The organism is Pseudonocardia sp. MH-G8 (genome assembly GCF_002262885.1).
In the GTDB taxonomy this organism is placed as follows: Bacteria; Actinomycetota; Actinomycetes; order Mycobacteriales; family Pseudonocardiaceae; genus Pseudonocardia.
Genome location: NZ_NKYF01000017.1, coordinates 13,286 through 28,919 on the forward strand (window position 1 = coordinate 13,286; position 15,634 = coordinate 28,919).

Annotated in this window: 18 protein-coding genes; 12 read left to right on the forward strand and 6 right to left on the reverse strand. The window is 72.8% G+C overall.

Translation table 11 applies throughout. The features are described from left to right. The first annotated feature begins 85 nt into the window (after nt 1-85). Nucleotides 86-1,057, forward strand: a complete 972-nt coding sequence (locus CFP66_RS29735; protein ID WP_094928534.1) for a LysR family transcriptional regulator — start codon at nt 86-88, stop codon at nt 1,055-1,057. 37 nt (nt 1,058-1,094) lie between these two features. On the opposite strand, the gene CFP66_RS29740 is transcribed toward CFP66_RS29735, so the two are convergent. Next, nucleotides 1,095-1,658: a YceI family protein gene (locus CFP66_RS29740; RefSeq protein WP_094928535.1), complete on the reverse strand. Its 564-nt coding sequence runs from the start codon at nt 1,656-1,658 to the stop codon at nt 1,095-1,097. A gap of 87 nt (nt 1,659-1,745) precedes the next feature. Between CFP66_RS29740 and CFP66_RS29745 the strand changes: the two genes are divergently transcribed. The 3 genes from CFP66_RS29745 to lpdA all read left to right on the forward strand — a co-directional run bounded on the left by CFP66_RS29745 (nt 1,746) and on the right by lpdA (nt 5,003). After that, nucleotides 1,746-2,261 (forward strand): MarR family winged helix-turn-helix transcriptional regulator, encoded by a 516-nt coding sequence (locus tag CFP66_RS29745; RefSeq protein WP_198961750.1) that lies wholly within the window; start codon nt 1,746-1,748, stop codon nt 2,259-2,261. Between the two features lie 73 nt (nt 2,262-2,334). Then, nucleotides 2,335-3,564, forward strand: coding sequence for an esterase-like activity of phytase family protein (locus CFP66_RS29750; RefSeq protein ID WP_233159813.1), 1,230 nt, complete (start codon nt 2,335-2,337; stop codon nt 3,562-3,564). 29 nt (nt 3,565-3,593) lie between these two features. Further along, nucleotides 3,594-5,003, forward strand: coding sequence for a dihydrolipoyl dehydrogenase (lpdA, locus tag CFP66_RS29755; protein WP_094928537.1), 1,410 nt, complete (start codon nt 3,594-3,596; stop codon nt 5,001-5,003). Here the strand turns inward: lpdA and CFP66_RS29760 are convergent. Both CFP66_RS29760 and CFP66_RS29765 read right to left on the reverse strand, forming a co-directional pair. After that, nucleotides 4,985-5,881, reverse strand: a complete 897-nt coding sequence (locus CFP66_RS29760) for an alpha/beta fold hydrolase (RefSeq protein ID WP_094928538.1) — start codon at nt 5,879-5,881, stop codon at nt 4,985-4,987. The genes lpdA and CFP66_RS29760 overlap by 19 nt on opposite strands. Before the next feature lie 7 nt (nt 5,882-5,888). Further along, nucleotides 5,889-7,400 (reverse strand): amidase, encoded by a 1,512-nt coding sequence (locus tag CFP66_RS29765; protein WP_094928654.1) that lies wholly within the window; start codon nt 7,398-7,400, stop codon nt 5,889-5,891. A gap of 98 nt (nt 7,401-7,498) precedes the next feature. Here CFP66_RS29765 and CFP66_RS29770 point away from each other — a divergent pair, with 98 nt between their 5' ends. Both CFP66_RS29770 and CFP66_RS29775 read left to right on the forward strand, forming a co-directional pair. Continuing rightward, nucleotides 7,499-7,945, forward strand: coding sequence for a MerR family transcriptional regulator (locus CFP66_RS29770; RefSeq protein WP_094928539.1), 447 nt, complete (start codon nt 7,499-7,501; stop codon nt 7,943-7,945). A 97-nt stretch (nt 7,946-8,042) separates the two neighbouring features. Continuing rightward, nucleotides 8,043-9,077, forward strand: a complete 1,035-nt coding sequence (locus tag CFP66_RS29775; protein WP_094928540.1) for an NAD(P)-dependent alcohol dehydrogenase — start codon at nt 8,043-8,045, stop codon at nt 9,075-9,077. Here the strand turns inward: CFP66_RS29775 and CFP66_RS29780 are convergent, their stop codons facing one another. After that, the gene (locus tag CFP66_RS29780; protein ID WP_198961751.1) at nt 9,078-9,605 is read right to left on the reverse strand and encodes an NUDIX domain-containing protein; all 528 of its coding nucleotides are present in this window, start codon (nt 9,603-9,605) and stop codon (nt 9,078-9,080) included. Nucleotides 9,606-9,687: 82 nt separating this feature from the next. Between CFP66_RS29780 and dop the strand changes: the two genes are divergently transcribed. The 4 genes from dop (at nt 9,688) to prcA (ending at nt 13,213) form a co-directional block, all read left to right on the forward strand. Next, nucleotides 9,688-11,187 carry a depupylase/deamidase Dop gene (gene dop / locus CFP66_RS29785; RefSeq protein ID WP_094928542.1) on the forward strand — a complete coding sequence of 500 codons (1,500 nt, stop codon included), beginning with the start codon at nt 9,688-9,690 and terminating at the stop codon, nt 11,185-11,187. 95 nt (nt 11,188-11,282) lie between these two features. Beyond that, entirely contained in the window at nt 11,283-11,480 is a 198-nt protein-coding gene (locus tag CFP66_RS29790) for a ubiquitin-like protein Pup (RefSeq protein ID WP_094928543.1), read from the forward strand. A gap of 62 nt (nt 11,481-11,542) precedes the next feature. Then, nucleotides 11,543-12,409 (forward strand): proteasome subunit beta, encoded by an 867-nt coding sequence (gene prcB / locus CFP66_RS29795; protein ID WP_094928544.1) that lies wholly within the window; start codon nt 11,543-11,545, stop codon nt 12,407-12,409. 3 nt (nt 12,410-12,412) lie between these two features. After that, the gene (gene prcA, locus CFP66_RS29800; RefSeq protein ID WP_094928545.1) at nt 12,413-13,213 is read left to right on the forward strand and encodes a proteasome subunit alpha; all 801 of its coding nucleotides are present in this window, start codon (nt 12,413-12,415) and stop codon (nt 13,211-13,213) included. A 9-nt stretch (nt 13,214-13,222) separates the two neighbouring features. Here the strand turns inward: prcA and CFP66_RS29805 are convergent, their stop codons facing one another. Together CFP66_RS29805 and CFP66_RS29810 are read right to left on the reverse strand one after the other, a co-directional pair. Further along, nucleotides 13,223-13,855, reverse strand: a complete 633-nt coding sequence (locus CFP66_RS29805; protein WP_094928546.1) for an NAD(P)-dependent oxidoreductase — start codon at nt 13,853-13,855, stop codon at nt 13,223-13,225. Further along, nucleotides 13,852-14,298 (reverse strand): hypothetical protein, encoded by a 447-nt coding sequence (locus CFP66_RS29810; protein ID WP_094928547.1) that lies wholly within the window; start codon nt 14,296-14,298, stop codon nt 13,852-13,854. Before CFP66_RS29810 ends, CFP66_RS29805 begins: the two co-directional genes overlap by 4 nt. A gap of 111 nt (nt 14,299-14,409) precedes the next feature. Between CFP66_RS29810 and CFP66_RS29815 the strand changes: the two genes are divergently transcribed. Next, the gene (locus tag CFP66_RS29815) at nt 14,410-15,264 is read left to right on the forward strand and encodes a helix-turn-helix domain-containing protein (RefSeq protein WP_094928548.1); all 855 of its coding nucleotides are present in this window, start codon (nt 14,410-14,412) and stop codon (nt 15,262-15,264) included. Then, the gene (locus tag CFP66_RS29820) at nt 15,249-15,629 is read left to right on the forward strand and encodes a VOC family protein (RefSeq protein WP_094928549.1); all 381 of its coding nucleotides are present in this window, start codon (nt 15,249-15,251) and stop codon (nt 15,627-15,629) included. The genes CFP66_RS29815 and CFP66_RS29820 overlap by 16 nt, the downstream gene beginning before the upstream one ends. The last annotated feature ends 5 nt before the right edge of the window (nt 15,630-15,634 follow it).

Genomic DNA, 15,634 nt, shown 5'->3' on the forward strand with positions numbered 1-15,634 from the left:
ATTGACCTCCGGCGTCGAGTCGCGGTCACTCTCCGCGAGGCACGTCATGCAGGTCAAACACTTGTTTGCGATAGATTCATGCGCTGTGCGCACGGATCTGACGTTGCAGCAGCTGCGCGCGGTGGTCGCCGTGCACGACGCCGGGAGCTTCACCGCTGCGGCCGAGGCGCTGCGCGTCGCCCAGTCGTCGCTGAGCCGGGTGGTCGCCGAGGTGGAGCGCCGCGTCGCCACCCCGCTGTTCGCCCGCACCACCCGCCGGCTGGAGCCGACGGCGGCCGGCTCCGAGTTCGTGGCGGCGGCGCGGCGCGCGATCGGCGCCGTGGACGCCGAGATGCGCCACGTGGAGGGCTTCCTCGTCGGGCGCGCGGGGCGCGTGCGCATCGCGACGCTGCCGTCGCTGGCCGCGATCCTGCTGCCCGGTGTGGTCTCGACGTTCCGGCGCGACCGGCCGGAGGTGGCGCTCTCGATCGAGGACGCGCTCTCCGCCGAGGTCCTGCAACGGGTGCGCAGCGGGACCGCCGACCTGGCCGTCACGGTCGTGTCCGCAGTGCCCGACCCGTTGGACGACCTGGTCGTCACGCCGGTGGCCACCGACCGGTTCTGCTGCGTCTTCCCGCCCACGCACCGCTTCGCGGGGCGGGCGAGCGCGGCCTGGACCGAGCTGGCGGGGGAGCCGTTCATCGCCTTCGACCGCACGACCAGCATCCGCCAGCACGTGGACGCCTCGCTGGCCGCCGCCGCGGTGGTGCCGCGCCAGGTCCTCACCGCCCGCAACATCGCCGCCGTGGCGGGGCTGATCGCGGCCGACCTGGGGGTGTCGGTGGTGCCGGGCCTCGTGCTGCCGCTGATGGGGTTCGCCGGCGTCGGGCACGTCGTGCTGGGAGAGCCGGCAGCGCACCGCCGGATCGCGGTGGTCCGGACCGGCGCCCGCCCGCTCCCACCGGCGGCGGCGGCGTTCGTCGAGTTGCTGACGGACCCGACGGGGGAGCGCCCGGGGCTCCCCGAGCAGGCGAGCTGGGTCATCCCCGCAGCAACGAACGGCACCCTCGTCGGCTAGGGAGCGACGAGGGTGCCGTTGGTTGCGGGGTTCGGGGTCAGGACTGGCGCAGGACCGCCTGGATCTCGAGGGCGATCTGCACCTTGTCGCTCAGGACGACGCCGCCGCCGTCCATCGGGAGCTTGATGTCCACGCCGAAGTCGTTGCGGTCGATCGTGGTCGAGGCGGAGAAGCCGGCGCGGGTGCCGCCGTAGGCGTCCGGCCCGACGCCGTTCACCTCGAGGGCCAGTGCGACGGGACGGGTGTTGCCCTTGATCGTGAGCTCGCCGTCCAGCACGAGGCCGTCGTCACCGCTGCGCAGCCCCGTGGAGCGGAAGGTCCAGCGCGGGTGGTTCGTCACGTCGAAGAAGTCGGCGGAGCGGATGTGGCCGTCGCGCTGCTCGTTGCCGGTGTCGATGGAGTCGGCGTCGATCGTGGCGTTGACCGAGGAGCCGCTGAGCTGCTCGCCGGTGACGATCTCCCCCGCGAACGTCGCGAACCGACCGCGTACCTTGCTCACCATCATGTGACGGATCGTGAAGGAGGCGTCGGAGTGGACGGGGTCGATGTCCCAGGTACCCGCGAGGTAGCCGGGGATGGCGGTCGTCTCTGCTGTGGTCATCAGCTCTCCCAAAGTTAGTTGAACGCTCAGTTGTTGACGCGGACACTAGCTCAAGGCATATGAGCGTTCAACTATTCCGGAGGTGTGGTGTCGGACACACAGTGGCTGAACCCCGACGAGCAGCACACGTGGCGCAGCTTCCTGACCGCGAACCGGCTGTTCTTCGACGGCATCGAGCGGCAGCTGCAGCAGGAGTCGGGTCTCCCGCACGCCTACTACGAGATCCTCGTGCGGTTGTCCGAGGCACCGGACCGGCAGCTGCGGATGAGTGGCCTCGCCTCCACGTCCCTGTCCTCGCGCAGCCGCATCTCGCACGCCGTGGCACGGCTGGAGGAGTCCGGGTGGGTGCGGCGCATGCCCTGCCGCGACGACAAGCGCGGCGCGATCGCCGAGCTCACCGACGAGGGGCTGACCAGGCTGGAGGGGATCGCGCCGGCCCACGTCGACGCCGTGCGTCGCGGGCTGTTCGACGCACTGTCCTCCGCGCAGGTCGCCGCGTTGCGCGACATCAGCGACACCCTCGTGGCGCACCTGTCCGACGGGCCCGTGTGGCCGGCCTCGGGCGACCCCGGCCCCTCGGCAGGCGCCCGCGACGGACGGTAGCGGCCCGGCGCGGGTCGCCGCCCGGCAACGTCGACGTCATCTCCCGGTCGTCCCGTCCGGGTGGGATGCCCCCATGCCGTCCCTCCGCACGCTCCCCCCGCGCATGCTCCGCGTCCCGGCCGCGCTCGCCCTCGTCGTGACCTCGGCCGCGTGCGGCTCCGCGCCTGCGCCCGCCGCGCCCGCGGTCGAGCCCGCCGCGCCCGCCGCCGCTCCTGCCGTGCCCGCCTCGCCGCGCCCGCCGCTGGAGGTCGCCGGTTTCCTCGGCGAGCAGCGCATCCCGCCCGGCACGCAGTTCGCGGGCACCACCGTCGGCGGGTTCTCCGGCCTGGACCGCGATCCGGCCGACGGCACGTGGGTGGTCGTCAGCGACGACCGGTCCGAGCTGGCGCCCGCCCGGTTCTACACCGCCGACCTGCGCTTCGACGGCGCTGACGGGGCGCTGTCGGCTGTCGAGCTCACCGGTACGACCTCGTTCCTGCGTCCGGACGGGTCGCCGCACCCGCCGCTTCAGGGCGGCGACGGCACCACCGTCGACCCCGAGGACATCCGGATCGACCCGATCGGCGGCGATCTGCTGTGGAGCCAGGAGGGCGAGCGGATCGTCCCCGCCGACGGCGGCCCGCCGACGCTGATCGACCCGACCGTCCGGTTCGCCGCGCGGGACGGCCGGTTCGGCGCCGAGCTGCCCGTCCCGCCGGAGTGGCGGGCCGACGCGGGGGAGCGCGGCATCCGCCAGAACCTCGGCCCGGAGGGCCTCACCTTCGCCGACGGCGGCAGGCTCGTCGTCACGGCGCTGGAGGGCCCGCTGCTGCAGGACGGGCCGGTCCCGACGCGGACGGCCGGGGCGGTGTCCCGGATCGTGGTGCAGACCCGCACCGGCGAGGTGGTCTCCCGCTTCGCCTACCCGCAGGAGCCGATCTTCGCCGACCCGGTGCCCGCCGGCGGGTTCGCGAACAACGGCGTGACGGCGCTGCTCGCCGTCGACGACACCGATCCCACCCGCTTCCTGGTGCTCGAGCGCTCGTTCGTCACCGGGGTGGGCAACGCCGTGCGCCTCTACGAGATCGACACCGCAGGCGCCACCGACATCCCGGAGGGCCGGCCCGCAGGCGAGGCGACGCCGGTGCGCAAGCGCCTGCTCCTGGACCTGGCCGAGCTCCCGCTGGCCTCGCTGGACAACGTCGAGGGCATGGCGTGGGGCCCCGACCGCGCCGACGGCTCGCGGACCCTGGTGCTCGTCAGCGACGACAACTTCAGCGACACCCAGGTGACCCAGTTCGTGGCGGTGGCCGTCCGGAATTGACGGCCCGACTGCGGCCTAGAGTCGTACCCATGGCTTCTCATGTCGATGTCGTGGTCCTCGGAGCGGGTCCCGGTGGGTACGTGGCGGCGATCCGGGCCGCCCAGTTGGGCCGCAGCGTCGCGGTGGTGGAGGAGAAGTACTGGGGCGGGGTCTGCCTCAACGTCGGTTGCATCCCGTCGAAGGCGCTGCTGCGCAACGCGGAGCTCGCGCACCTGGTCACGTCCGAGGCGAAGACGTTCGGGATCTCCGGTGACGTGTCGTTCGACTTCGGGGTGGCGTTCGACCGCAGCCGCACCGTCGCCGACGGGCGCGTCAAGGGCGTGCACTACCTCATGAAGAAGAACAAGATCACCGAGTACGACGGGCGGGGCTCCTTCGTCGACGCCTCGACGATCGAGGTGGCGCTCTCCGGCGGCGGCACCGAACGGATCACCTTCGACGACGTGATCATCGCCACCGGGGCGCAGACCAAGCTGCTGCCCGGCACGTCGCTGTCGGAGCGGGTCGTGACCTACGAGGAGCAGATCCTCACCCGCGAGCTGCCCGGCAGCATCATCATCGCCGGAGCCGGCGCCATCGGTGTCGAGTTCGCCTACGTCATGCGCAACTACGGCGTGGACGTCACGATCGTCGAGTTCCTGGACCGGCTGCTCCCGCTCGAGGACGCCGACGTCTCCAAGGAGCTCGCCAAGCGCTACCGCAAGCTCGGGGTGCAGGTGCTCACCTCCACCCGTGTCGAGTCGATCGACGACTCCGGTGAGCAGGTCACCGTGACCGTCACCGGCAAGGACGGGCAGACGAAGGAGTTGCACACCGACAAGGTGTTGCAGGCCATCGGCTTCACCCCCAGGGTCGAGGGCTACGGGCTGGAGAACACCGGCGTCGAGCTCACCGAGCGGGGTGCCATCGCGATCGACGACCGGATGCGCACCAACGTTCCGCACGTCTACGCGATCGGCGACGTCACCGCGAAGCTCATGCTCGCCCACGTCGGCGAGGCGCAGGGCGTCGTGGCGGCCGAGACCATCGCCGGCGCCGAGACCCAGGAGCTGGAGTACGTGATGATGCCCCGGGCCACGTTCTGCAACCCCCAGGTCGCGAGCTTCGGCCACACCGAGGCGCAGGCCCGCGAGCTGGCCGAGGAGAGGGGCTGGAAGGTCAAGGTCGCCCAGTTCCCGTTCACCGCCAACGGCAAGGCGCAGGGGTTGGGGGAGCCCGGCGGGTTCGTCAAGCTGATCGCCGACGACACCCACGGCGAGCTGCTCGGCGGCCACCTCATCGGCCCGGAGGTCACCGAGCTGCTGCCCGAGCTGACGCTGGCGCAGAAGTGGGACCTCACCGCCACCGAGCTGGCCCGCAACGTGCACGCGCACCCCACGCTCTCCGAAGGGCTCCAGGAGGCGATCCACGGCCTGGCCGGTCACATGATCAACCTCTGAGGGCGCGGCTCACCGCCGACACGCTCCCCCAGGGTCCACAGGATCTGCTCGGCGTGCGTCCACAGCACCGCGCCGCCGACGCCCCGCACGAGGTGGCGGGTGGCAGTGGGGATGCGCTCGGCCAGGGTCACGCCCTGGTCGGGCGAGTGGCTGTGGTCGTGCTCGCCGTACCACAGGTCGACCGGAGCCGTGATCGTCGAGAGTGCGATCTGCCAGCGCGACATGGCCAGGAGGGTGTCGCGGGCGTAGCCGTCCGCGCCCTGGGCGAACCCTTGGGCCAGTGCGCGCCGGTACGCGGCCGCGAACCCCGGCTGCCGGTAGACCTCGAGGTCGCACGCCGCTCCGGCGCCCTCGACCATGTCCCACATCCGCTCGGGGGTGAAGCCGCGGAAGACCCCCTCTGCCTCGGAGGGGGCGGACCCCGCGAGGTCGACCAGGCTGCGCAGGTGTGCGGGCAGCGCGTCGGCGAACCCGGGTGCGGCGACCTCGTCGGCCGCGGAGGCCAGTGCGAGCGCCTCGATCGCCCCGGCCGCGGCGCAGGCGAGAGCGAACGGTGCACCCTGGGAGTTGCCGACCATCGCGGGCCGCCCCAGGTCGCGGCGCGCGGCGAAGGCCGCCACGTCCGCGGCGAAATCCGTGAACGTGCGTTGCGGCGCCGGGGTCGAGGTACCCAGCCCCGGCCGGTCCAGGGCGATCAGCCGGATCCGGAGGTCGTCGACCACGTCGGCTCCGAACCCGAGGTGGCTGCTGGTGGCCGCACCCGGTGCGAACAGCACCGGTGCGCCGTCCACCGGGCCCCACTCCGCCCAACCGAGCAGCCGCCCGTCCGGGAGCGGGGTGGTTCCGGAACGCAGCGGATCGGCGACGGCCACGGGCATGGCGTGATCATCCAACTCGGCCCTGCGCGCGGCGAGGCGTTTTCGCCTCCGTCCAGCGCTGCGCGGGCGGCGGCGTGAAGCCGCCGAACTCGCGTTCGGCGAGTTCGGCGAAGCGGATGGTGGTGTGGTCGGCGAACATCCCGCCGATGGCCTGCACCCCGATCGGCAGGCCGTCCTCGGAGGTGCCCACGGGCAGCACCGTGGCGGGCAGGCCGGGCAGTGTGGCCACCCCGGCGAGGGCGAGCTGGTCGAAGTAGTCGTGGTCGGCGCCGTCGATGCGGATCCGGCGCGTCGGGATCGGGCTGTGGTCGTGCGGGAACGCCGGCACCGGCATGACCGGGCACACCACCACGTCGAACTCGGCGAACAGCGCGCTGAAGCGTTGCCGCAGCAGCGCGCGCTCGTCGTCGGCGAGCATCCAGTCGCGGTGGCTCAGCACCGTGCCGCGGCTGCGTTCGGCGGCGAGGCCGTGGTCGTCGGGGCCCAGCCGCGCGGCACCTTCGCGGGCGCGTTCGTATACCTCGGACGGGTAGCGCGAGCCGAGTTCCGACAGCAGCATTCGCATGTAGAGGCGGGCCGCGGCAGCCAGGTCCGGCAGCAGCCGGCTCTCGCGCGCGACCGTGGCCCCGGCGGCGGTGAGGCGTTCGGCGAAACCGGCGATCGCCCGGCGCACGCCCGCACCCGACGGGATCGACGGGTGCGACTCGACGACGAGGACGCGGTGGCCTGCCAGGCTCTCGTGCCGCGGCGGTGGCAGCGCGATCCGGTAGGCGGCGCGGGAACCCAGCGGGTCCGGTTCGGTGAGCAGGTCCAGCAGCAGCCGCAGGTCCGCCGCGCTGCGCGCCATCGGCCCGATCACCGCCAGGTCCTGGTCGGCTGCCACCACGGGTGTCCCGGGCGCCGTGTGCCCGCGCGTCGGCACCAGCCCGAGGGTCGGCTTGTGCGCGTAGACGCCGCAGGCGTGCGCCGGGTTGCGCAGGGAGCCCCCGATGTCCGAGCCCAGTGACAGCGCCCCGAAGCCGGCGGCCAGCGCCGCCGCCGACCCACCCGACGAGCCGCCCGGCGTGCGGTCCGGGTCCCAGGGGTTGTTCGTCGTCCCGTAGATCGCGTTGTAGCTCTGCAGGTCCCCCAGGACGAGGGGCACGTTCGTCGTGCCCAGCACGACCGCACCCGCCGCCTTGACCCGCTGCACCGCCAGGGCGTCGGTGTCCGGGACGAACCCGGCGAACTCCGGGATCCCCCAGGTGCTCGGCAGGCCGGCCACGTGGAAGGACTCCTTGACGGTCATCGGGATCCCGAGCAGCGGTCGGTGCTCGCCCCGCGCCCGCGCGGCGTCGGCGTCCCGGGCCGCCTCGAGGGCCCGGTCGAAGTCCCGCTGGCAGACGGCGTTCAGCGCACCGTCGTGGCGTTCGATCCGCGCGATGGCGGACTCCGCGAGCTCCACCGCCGACACCGCACCGTCGGACAGCAGGCCCGCCAGCTCCGTGGCGCTCCGGTAGTCGAGGTCGGTCACGTCCATCTCCCCCCCGTCGAGGATCGTCAACTCGAGGATCGTCGCCGTCGAACCTAACGCGCCGGCTTGCGCTGGAGTGCACTCCAGCGCCTACGGTCGAGACCGTGACCGTCACGCCCGACGCCGGCTCGCTCGGCATCCGCGCCGTATCCGAGCTGACCGGCCTGAGCGTGGACGCCCTGCGCTGGTACGAGCGTGAGGGCCTGGTGCCGCTCGTCGACCGCGGCGCCGACGGTCGTCGCCGGTACCCGGCTGCCGCCATCCGCTTCCTGCGCCTGGTCACGGCGTTGCGCCGCACCGGCATGCCCGTCGCGCAGGTCCGCGAGTTCGTGCAGATGGGCACCGGACGGACGTGGCACGAGCAGCGGATGGCACTGCTCGTGCAGCGCCGCGCCGCGGTCCGGGCGCAGCAGGAGGAGCTGGCCGACGACCTCGCCGTCGTCGATGCGAAGATCGAGCACTACCGCGATCTCATCGACCGCGGGCTCGACTGCGAGGACGAGATCCGCGACGGCGCGGTGCTCCCCGTGGACGTCTCCGTCGGCGGCTGACCAGCCGGCAGGCACTCCTGGCCACTCCTGGCCACACCTCCACGGCGACCGCTGCGTTCGCCCGTTCCCGCACGCCCACGTCCCGAAAGGCTCGATCATGCACGACATCACCGCGCTGGCCGCCACGCAGCCGGGCGGCCCGCTGCGGCCGTGGACCGCCACCCGGCGCGACCCCGGACGCCACGACGTCGCCGTGCGCATCCTGTACTGCGGGATCTGCGCCTCCGACCTCAGCGCGATCGCGCACGCGCAGGGCGACGCCCCGCTGGTGCCGGGCCACGAGATCGTCGGCGAGGTCACGGCGGTGGGCGACGACGTGTCCCGCTTCGTCCCCGGCGACCTCGTGGCGATCGGCAACATCGTCGACTCCTGCCGCGAGTGCCCGGCGTGTCTCGCGGGCCGCGAGAACTGGTGCTACTCCTACCCCACGCTGACCTACGGCGGCGGTGCCGACCGGCACGGCAACCCGACGTACGGCGGCTTCTCCGCCGAGTACGTCCTCGACCAGCACTTCGTCTACACCGTGCCGCAGGGGCTCGATCCCGCGGCCGTCGCGCCACTGCTGTGCGCGGGTGTCACCACCTACGCACCGTTGCGGCGCCTCGGGGTCGGACCGGGGTCCACCGTCGGCATCGTCGGGCTCGGCGGCCTCGGCCACCTCGCTCTGAAGATCACTCGGGCGCTCGGGGCGGAGACCGTGCAGTTCACGACGTCCCCGGGCAAGGCGGAGGCGGCGCTGGCGCTCGGGGCCCACGACGCCGTCCTGTCCACGGACGAGAAGCAGATGGCCGCGCAGGCCCACCGGTTCGACCTCGTCCTCGATACCGCGGGCGCGCCGCACGCATTGGCGCCCTACCTGTCGACCCTCGCGATCGACGGCACGCTGTGCCTGGTCGGCCTGCAGGAGGGCCCCCTCGACGTGACGCCGCTCGACCTGGTGGTCGGCGCCAAGAGCATCGCCGGTTCCGGCAGCGGCGGCACCGTCGAGACGGCGGAGATGCTGGAGTTCTGCGCCGAGCACGCCATCAGCGCCGACATCGAGCTGGTGACGACCGGCGGGATCAACGAGGCCCTGGCCCGGCTGGCCGCGAGCGACGTCCGCTACCGGTTCGTGGTCGACATGACGTCCTGATCACGCGGACGGTCGAGCCCGCGCCGCCAGCCAGCGCTCGATCGCCACTCGGCCGTCGGGGACGAACGGCCAGCGCCCGGGGTCGTCGAGCCGGGTGCGCAGCTGCGCGAGCGTCACCCATTCGCCCCAGACGACCTCCTCGGGCTGGTGGCGCAGCGGGCCGTCCCAGCGGGCCTCGTAGGTGAACAGGTGGCAGCGCAGCGTGCCGTCGTCGTAGGGCACCCGCTCCCGCGGCAGCAGGGGCACGCTGCGCACACCGAGCTCCTCCTCGAGCTCGCGGGCGGCGCCGTCCTCGGGCGCCTCGCCCGGGCCGAGCACGCCCCCGGCCCAGCAGTCGTAGCAACCGGGGAAGATGAGCTTGTCCGGCGCGCGCCGGTGCAGGTAGACGCGCTCGCCGTCGCCGGAGCGCACCAGCACCGCGGAGCTGGCGTGCCACCGCCGGTCGCGGTAGACGACCCCGCGCGGAGCCACCCCGATCTCCCGTCCGTCCGCGTCGTACACCGCCACTGCCTCGTCCTCTGCCCGCACCTGCTCATCATGGCCCGCGCCCGGGCTACGCTCGGGCCATGCGCACGCACGTGGAGGCCGGCCGGTGACCGCCCGCCGGATCATGGGCACCGAGGTCGAGTACGGCATCTCGGTGCCCGGCGACCCCACCGCCAACCCGGTGATCACTTCCACGCAGGTGGTGCTCGCCTACGCGGCCGCGGCCGACATCCCGCGCTCGCGCCGGGCCCGCTGGGACTACGAGGTGGAGTCCCCGTTGCGCGACGCGCGCGGTTTCGACCTCTCCGCGCCCACGATGCACAACCCCGCCGAGTCCGAGCTCGACGACCTCGGCGCCGCCAACGTCATCCTCACCAACGGGGCGCGGCTCTACGTCGACCACGCCCACCCCGAGTTCTCCACGCCCGAGGTCACCACCCCGCGCGACGTCGTGGTCTGGGACAAGGCGGGGGAGCGGGTGATGGAGGAGGCCGCCATGCGGTCGGCCACCGTGCCCGGCGCGCCGCGCATCCAGCTCTACAAGAACAACGTCGACGGCAAGGGTGCGAGCTACGGTTCGCACGAGAACTACCTGATGAACCGGTCCACGACGTTCCCGTCGATCGTCGCGGGCCTCACCCCGTTCTTCGTCACCCGCCAGGTGATCTGCGGGGCCGGCCGCGTCGGGCTCGGCGCCACCGGTGACGAGGCGGGCTACCAGCTCTCCCAGCGCAGCGACTACATCGAGGTCGAGGTCGGGCTCGAGACCACCCTCAAGCGCGGCATCATCAACACCCGCGACGAGCCGCACGCCGACGCCGACAAGTACCGGCGGCTGCACGTCATCATCGGCGACGCCAACATGAGCGAGTACTCCACTCTGCTCAAGGTGGGCACCGCCGCGCTCGTGCTCGACATGATCGAGGCCGGGGTCCGGTTCGACGAGCTGCGCCTGGCCGAACCGGTGCGCTCGGTGCACCGCATCAGCCACGACCCGGGCCTGAAGACGCTCGTCGAGCTCAGCGACGGTCGCAAGATGACCGCCCTGGACGTGCAGCGCGCCTACTTCGAGAAGGCCCGCAAGCACGTCGAGAACACGCTCGGCGCCGATGTCGACGACGCCACCGCCGAGGTGCTCACCCTCTGGGGCGAGGTGCTCGACGACCTCACCAACGACCCGATGAGCACCGCCGACCGGCTCGACTGGACGGCGAAGCTGCGGCTGCTGCAGGGCTACCGCGAGCGCGACGGCCTCGCGTGGAACTCCGGCAGGCTCGCGCTGGTCGACCTGCAGTACACCGACGTCCGCACCGGCAAGGGCCTCTACAACCGGCTGGTGGGCCGCGGCTCCATGAAGCGCCTCGTCACCGAGGAGCAGGTGGTCGCGGCGATGAAGAGCCCGCCGGAGGACACCCGCGCCTACTTCCGGGGCCGCTGCCTGGAGCGCTACCCGGCCGAGGTCGCCGCCGCGTCCTGGGATTCGGTGATCTTCGACCTGGGCCGCGAGTCGCTGGTCCGCATCCCCACCCTCGAGCCCCTGCGCGGCACCCGCCGCCACGTCGGCGAGCTGCTGGATCGGTCCCGCACCGCGGAGGAGCTCGTGGAGGCGCTCACCCGCGGCTGACGCAAGATGCGGGCGTGTCGCCGATCCGCTCGGTAGTGTTCACCTACACCGGCCGGTGCGCGGTCGGCGGTGGGTAGGCGCGAGGAGGAATCACCATGTCGCAGGAGCAGACCAAGCGCCAGGGCGGCGGTGGGGGCGACGAGGAGGACGGCGCCGACGCCGCGGGAGCCGGCCAGGAGCGGCGTGAGAAGCTCGGCGAGGACGTCGACACCATCCTCGACGAGATCGACGACGTGCTCGAGGAGAACGCCGAGGACTTCGTCCGGGCCTACGTCCAGAAGGGCGGCCAGTAGCCGCTCCCCGCACCCCGCACGGACCTGTACGACCCCGCACGGAGAGAGGCCCCGACCTGACCATGTCGTTCCCTGAGCGTCCCTCGCTCGGCGCGCCCGCAGGCCTGGGCGCCTTCCTCGCCCCCGGCGTCACCTCCTTCACCGACTTCGTCGCCACCGCCGCACCACACCTGCTGCCCGGCCGGCTGCCTCCCGGCCTCCCGGCCGGCGCAGGTGCCGCTGCCGCGGTCGACATCCCGCACGGCACCACGATCGTCGCCCTGACCTTCGCCGACGGCGTGGTGATCGCCGGAGATCGCCGCGCCACCAGCGGCAACGTCATCGCCCAGCGCGACATCGAGAAGGTGTTCGTCACCGACTCGCACTCCGCGATCGGGATCGCCGGCACCGCGGGCTTCGGCCTGCAGATGGCCCGGCTGTTCACGGTCGACCTCGAGCACTACGAGAAGACCGAGGGCGTCTCGCTGTCCTTCGACGGCAAGGCCAACAAGCTCGCGGGGATGGTGCAGCAGAACCTCGGCGCCGCCCTGCAGGGGTTCGTCGTCATCCCGCTGCTCGTCGGCTTCGACCTCCACGCCCCCAACGGCTCGGGGGGCCGCATCGTCACCTACGACGCCGCGGGTGGGCGCTACGACGAGCTGCTGGGCTACCACGCCATCGGTTCCGGATCGGTGTTCGCGAAGTCGGCGCTCAAGAAGCGCCACAATCCCGGGGCCGACCGGACGGGCGCCGTCCGCGCCGCCGTCGAGGCGCTCTACGACGCCGCCGACGACGACACCGCCACCGGCGGCCCGGACCTCACCCGCCGGATCTTCCCCGTGGTCGTCAGCATCACCGGCCCGGAGGGCGCGGTGCGCCGGCCCGAGGAGGAGATCGAGTCGATCGTGCGTGACGTCGTGACCGGCCGCACCGAGAACCCGGGGGGCTGACCCATGACCATGCCGTTCTACTCCTCGGTCGACCAGCTGCTGCGCGACCGCTCCGAGCTGGCACGCAAGGGCATCTCCCGCGGCCGCAGCGTCGTCGTGCTCACCTACACCGACGGCGTGCTGTTCGTCGCGGAGAATCGTTCCACCGCGTTGCACAAGGTCTCCGAGATCTACGACCGCATCGGCTTCGCCGCGGTGGGCCGCTACAACGAGTTCGACAACCTGCGCACCGCCGGCATCCGCAGCGCCGACCTGCGCGGCTACTCCTACGATCGGCGCGACGTCACCGGCCGCTGGCTGGCCAACGCCTACGCGCAGCTGCTGGGCACCTCGTTCGTGGAGCAGCAGAAGCCCTACGAGGTGGAGCTGTGCCTGGCCGAGGTCGGCGCGCAGGCCGAGGACGACCAGCTCTACCGCATCACCTACGACGGCTCCATCACCGACGAGCCGCAGTTCGTGGTCATGGGCGGCACCACCGAGCCGATCAGCGCCAAGCTGAAGGACATCTACCGGGCCGGGCTGGAGCTCGCCGAGGCGATCGCGATCGCCGTGGAGGGCCTGCAGGCGGGGTCGGCGGCCAACGGCGGCACACCCGAGGTCCTGCGGGTCAGCGCCCTCGAGGTGGCGGTGCTGGACCGCGGCCGGCCGCGGCGGACCTTCCGGCGCATCGACGGCGACGCGCTGCGCGAGCTGCTCCCGGAGGCCAACCGCGGCGAGAGCGGCGCCACCACCGGGGTAGCGGGCGGCGACGACGCCCCGGCCGGTAGCGGCGCGGTCAACGGCACCGGCGACGACAGCTCCTGACGCGGTAGCTCACGCCGCGGCGTGGGCCACCCCGATCGCATGCCGGACGCTCGCCGGGTCGGCCAGCACGTCGAGCAGTGCGCGCGCCAGGTCCGCGCGGCTGATGCTGCCGCCCGGCACGTTGGCCTCGAGCGCGCTGCGGTACGCCCCGGTAACGGGTCCGTCGGTCAGGTACGGGGGCCGCACCACGGTCCACTCCGCCGTGCTGGCGGCCAGTAGCTGCTCCATGCGCTCGAGATCGGCGTAGACGTTGCGGTAGACCGCGCGGACGAGCGGCCGCAGCGTCGCGCGGTGCCACACCGGTTCCCCCGCGCCGCTGCGCAGCACCGGCTGGGCGCTGACGGCGACGATGCGGCGCGTCCCGACGTCCTCCATCGCCGACAGGACGCTGCCGATCGCCCGCGCGCACACTCCGGAACGGTCCGACCGACTGCGCGGCCCCAGCGCCGACACCACCGCGTCGCTGCCCGCCAGCGCAGGCGCGACGGACCGGAGGTCGAACACGTCGGCCACCACGCCGTCGACGCCGTCGACCGCCTGCGGGGTGCGCACGACGGCGACGACCTCGTGGCCCCCTGCCCGGGCCAACCGGATCAGCTGCCGGCCGGTGCCGCCGGTCGCGCCGAACACGGTGAGCCTCATGAGGCCCCCCGTGGGTGCGCACCCTGGAGCCGCCGCACGCCGACGAGCTCGATCGCGGCGTAGCCGCCGACCACCAGTGCCCCGGCGATCATGAAGGCGACGCCCGCACCGGTGAGTGGTACGAGGCCGGAGGCCGTGAGCACGAGCAGCGCCACACCCGACAGCAGGTTCCCCGCGACGACGGCCGCGCCGTGGTGCCACGGGATCCGGGGGTGGCCCGCGATGAGGCCGAGCGCCGCGGCCCCGCCGAGCATGGCGACCCCGAACGGCACCGACCAGGACGTCGGGAGGCCGAGCGGGCCGCTCAGCGGCGCGGCGCCCGCGAGCATCACGACGCCGAAGGCGCCCGTGCTCCACGCGTCGATCCGCAGGATGCGGCGCAGCAGACGGTCGTCGCCGCCCGTCGGGGACTGCGGTCGTGTGGTCGGTACGGCGGTGCTCACGGGTCCTCCTCGATCGGTACGTCAGCGGTGACGGTGCACCGCCGAGGTGCAGGGATCAATGACCTGCGAGGTCATGGCTGCGCTGATCTCGGGCCGGATAGGTTGGCGGACGTGGACGTCCAGCCCTCCCGGATCGGTGCCCTCCTGCGGGAGTGGCGGCAGCGACGCCGGCTCAGCCAGCTCGACCTCGCGCTCGTCGCGGACACGTCCACACGGCACCTGTCCTGCGTGGAGACCGGCCGGGCACACCCGAGCCGGGAGATGGTGCTGCGGCTGTCCACCGCCCTGGACGTCCCCCTACGCGAGCGCAACACCCTGCTGCTGGCAGCCGACTACGCGCCGGCGTACCGGGAGAGCAGCCTCGACGACGAGGACATGGCCGCGGTCCGGTCCGCGGTCGAGGTCATGCTGACCGCGCACGAGCCGTACCCGGCGGTGCTGGTGGACCGGTGCTGGAACGTGCTGGCCGCGAACCGCGGGATGGCCGTGCTCACCGACGACGTGCCACCGCACCTGTTGGCGCCGCGACCGAACGTGTTCCGCCTCGCCCTGCACCCGGACGGGCTCGCGGCGCGGCTGGTCAACCTGAGCGAGGTGCGCACCTTGTTCCTCGACCGGTTGCAGCGCCAGGTGAACGCATCGGGGGACCCGGAGCTGCGCGCGCTCCACGACGAGGTCCGCCGCTACCCGGTGCCGGCGTTCGACGGCGCGGCGGCGGGCGACGACGGGGAGGCGCGCCGCGCCAGTCCGATCGAGGTGCCGCTGCGGATCCGCACTCCGCACGGGGTCCTGTCGATGTTCAGCACCATGGCGACGTTCGGCGCCCCGGCGGACGTGACGCTGTCCGAGCTGGCGATCGAGCTGTTCTACCCGCTCGACGAGTTCACCTCGGCGGCGCTGCGCGGCACGAACCTTGACCTGAACCGGGCTTCAGGTCCCATGCTGGCCGCATGGCCGTCGAGCTGAACCACACCATCGTCTCCACCCATGACAAGCACGCCGAAGCGCGGTTCGTCACCGACGTGCTCGGCCTTCCCGAGCCCGGGTCGTTCGGCCCGTTCGCCGTGGTCGAGCTGGACAACGGGGCGAGCCTGGACTTCATGGACGTCGAGGGCGACATCGCTCCCCAGCACTACGCGTTCCTGATCAGCGAGGGCGAGTTCGACGCCATCGCGGCCAGGCTCCGCGAGCGCGGGGTGGACACCTGGGCCGACCCGGGCCACCGCAGCGCCGGGTTCAACACGAACGACGGTGGTCGGGGCCTCTACTTCGACTCGCCGGAGGGGCACAACCTCGAGGTGCTCACGCGGCCGTACGGCAGCGGGAGCTGACGAGG

Bases quoted from the DNA above. Each gene is read 5' to 3' on its own strand.
- CFP66_RS29740 (WP_094928535.1), bottom strand. From the start codon at position 1,658: ATGACCACAGCAGAGACGACCGCCATCCCCGGCTACCTCGCGGGTACC.
- CFP66_RS29750 (WP_233159813.1), top strand. From the start codon at position 2,335: ATGCCGTCCCTCCGCACGCTCCCCCCGCGCATGCTCCGCGTCCCGGCC.
- lpdA (WP_094928537.1), top strand. From the start codon at position 3,594: ATGGCTTCTCATGTCGATGTCGTGGTCCTCGGAGCGGGTCCCGGTGGG.
- CFP66_RS29760 (WP_094928538.1), bottom strand. From the start codon at position 5,881: ATGCCCGTGGCCGTCGCCGATCCGCTGCGTTCCGGAACCACCCCGCTC.
- CFP66_RS29765 (WP_094928654.1), bottom strand. From the start codon at position 7,400: ATGGACGTGACCGACCTCGACTACCGGAGCGCCACGGAGCTGGCGGGC.
- CFP66_RS29775 (WP_094928540.1), top strand. From the start codon at position 8,043: ATGCACGACATCACCGCGCTGGCCGCCACGCAGCCGGGCGGCCCGCTG.
- dop (WP_094928542.1), top strand. From the start codon at position 9,688: ATGGGCACCGAGGTCGAGTACGGCATCTCGGTGCCCGGCGACCCCACC.
- CFP66_RS29790 (WP_094928543.1), top strand. From the start codon at position 11,283: ATGTCGCAGGAGCAGACCAAGCGCCAGGGCGGCGGTGGGGGCGACGAG.
- prcB (WP_094928544.1), top strand. From the start codon at position 11,543: ATGTCGTTCCCTGAGCGTCCCTCGCTCGGCGCGCCCGCAGGCCTGGGC.
- prcA (WP_094928545.1), top strand. From the start codon at position 12,413: ATGACCATGCCGTTCTACTCCTCGGTCGACCAGCTGCTGCGCGACCGC.
- CFP66_RS29805 (WP_094928546.1), bottom strand. From the start codon at position 13,855: ATGAGGCTCACCGTGTTCGGCGCGACCGGCGGCACCGGCCGGCAGCTG.
- CFP66_RS29820 (WP_094928549.1), top strand. From the start codon at position 15,249: ATGGCCGTCGAGCTGAACCACACCATCGTCTCCACCCATGACAAGCAC.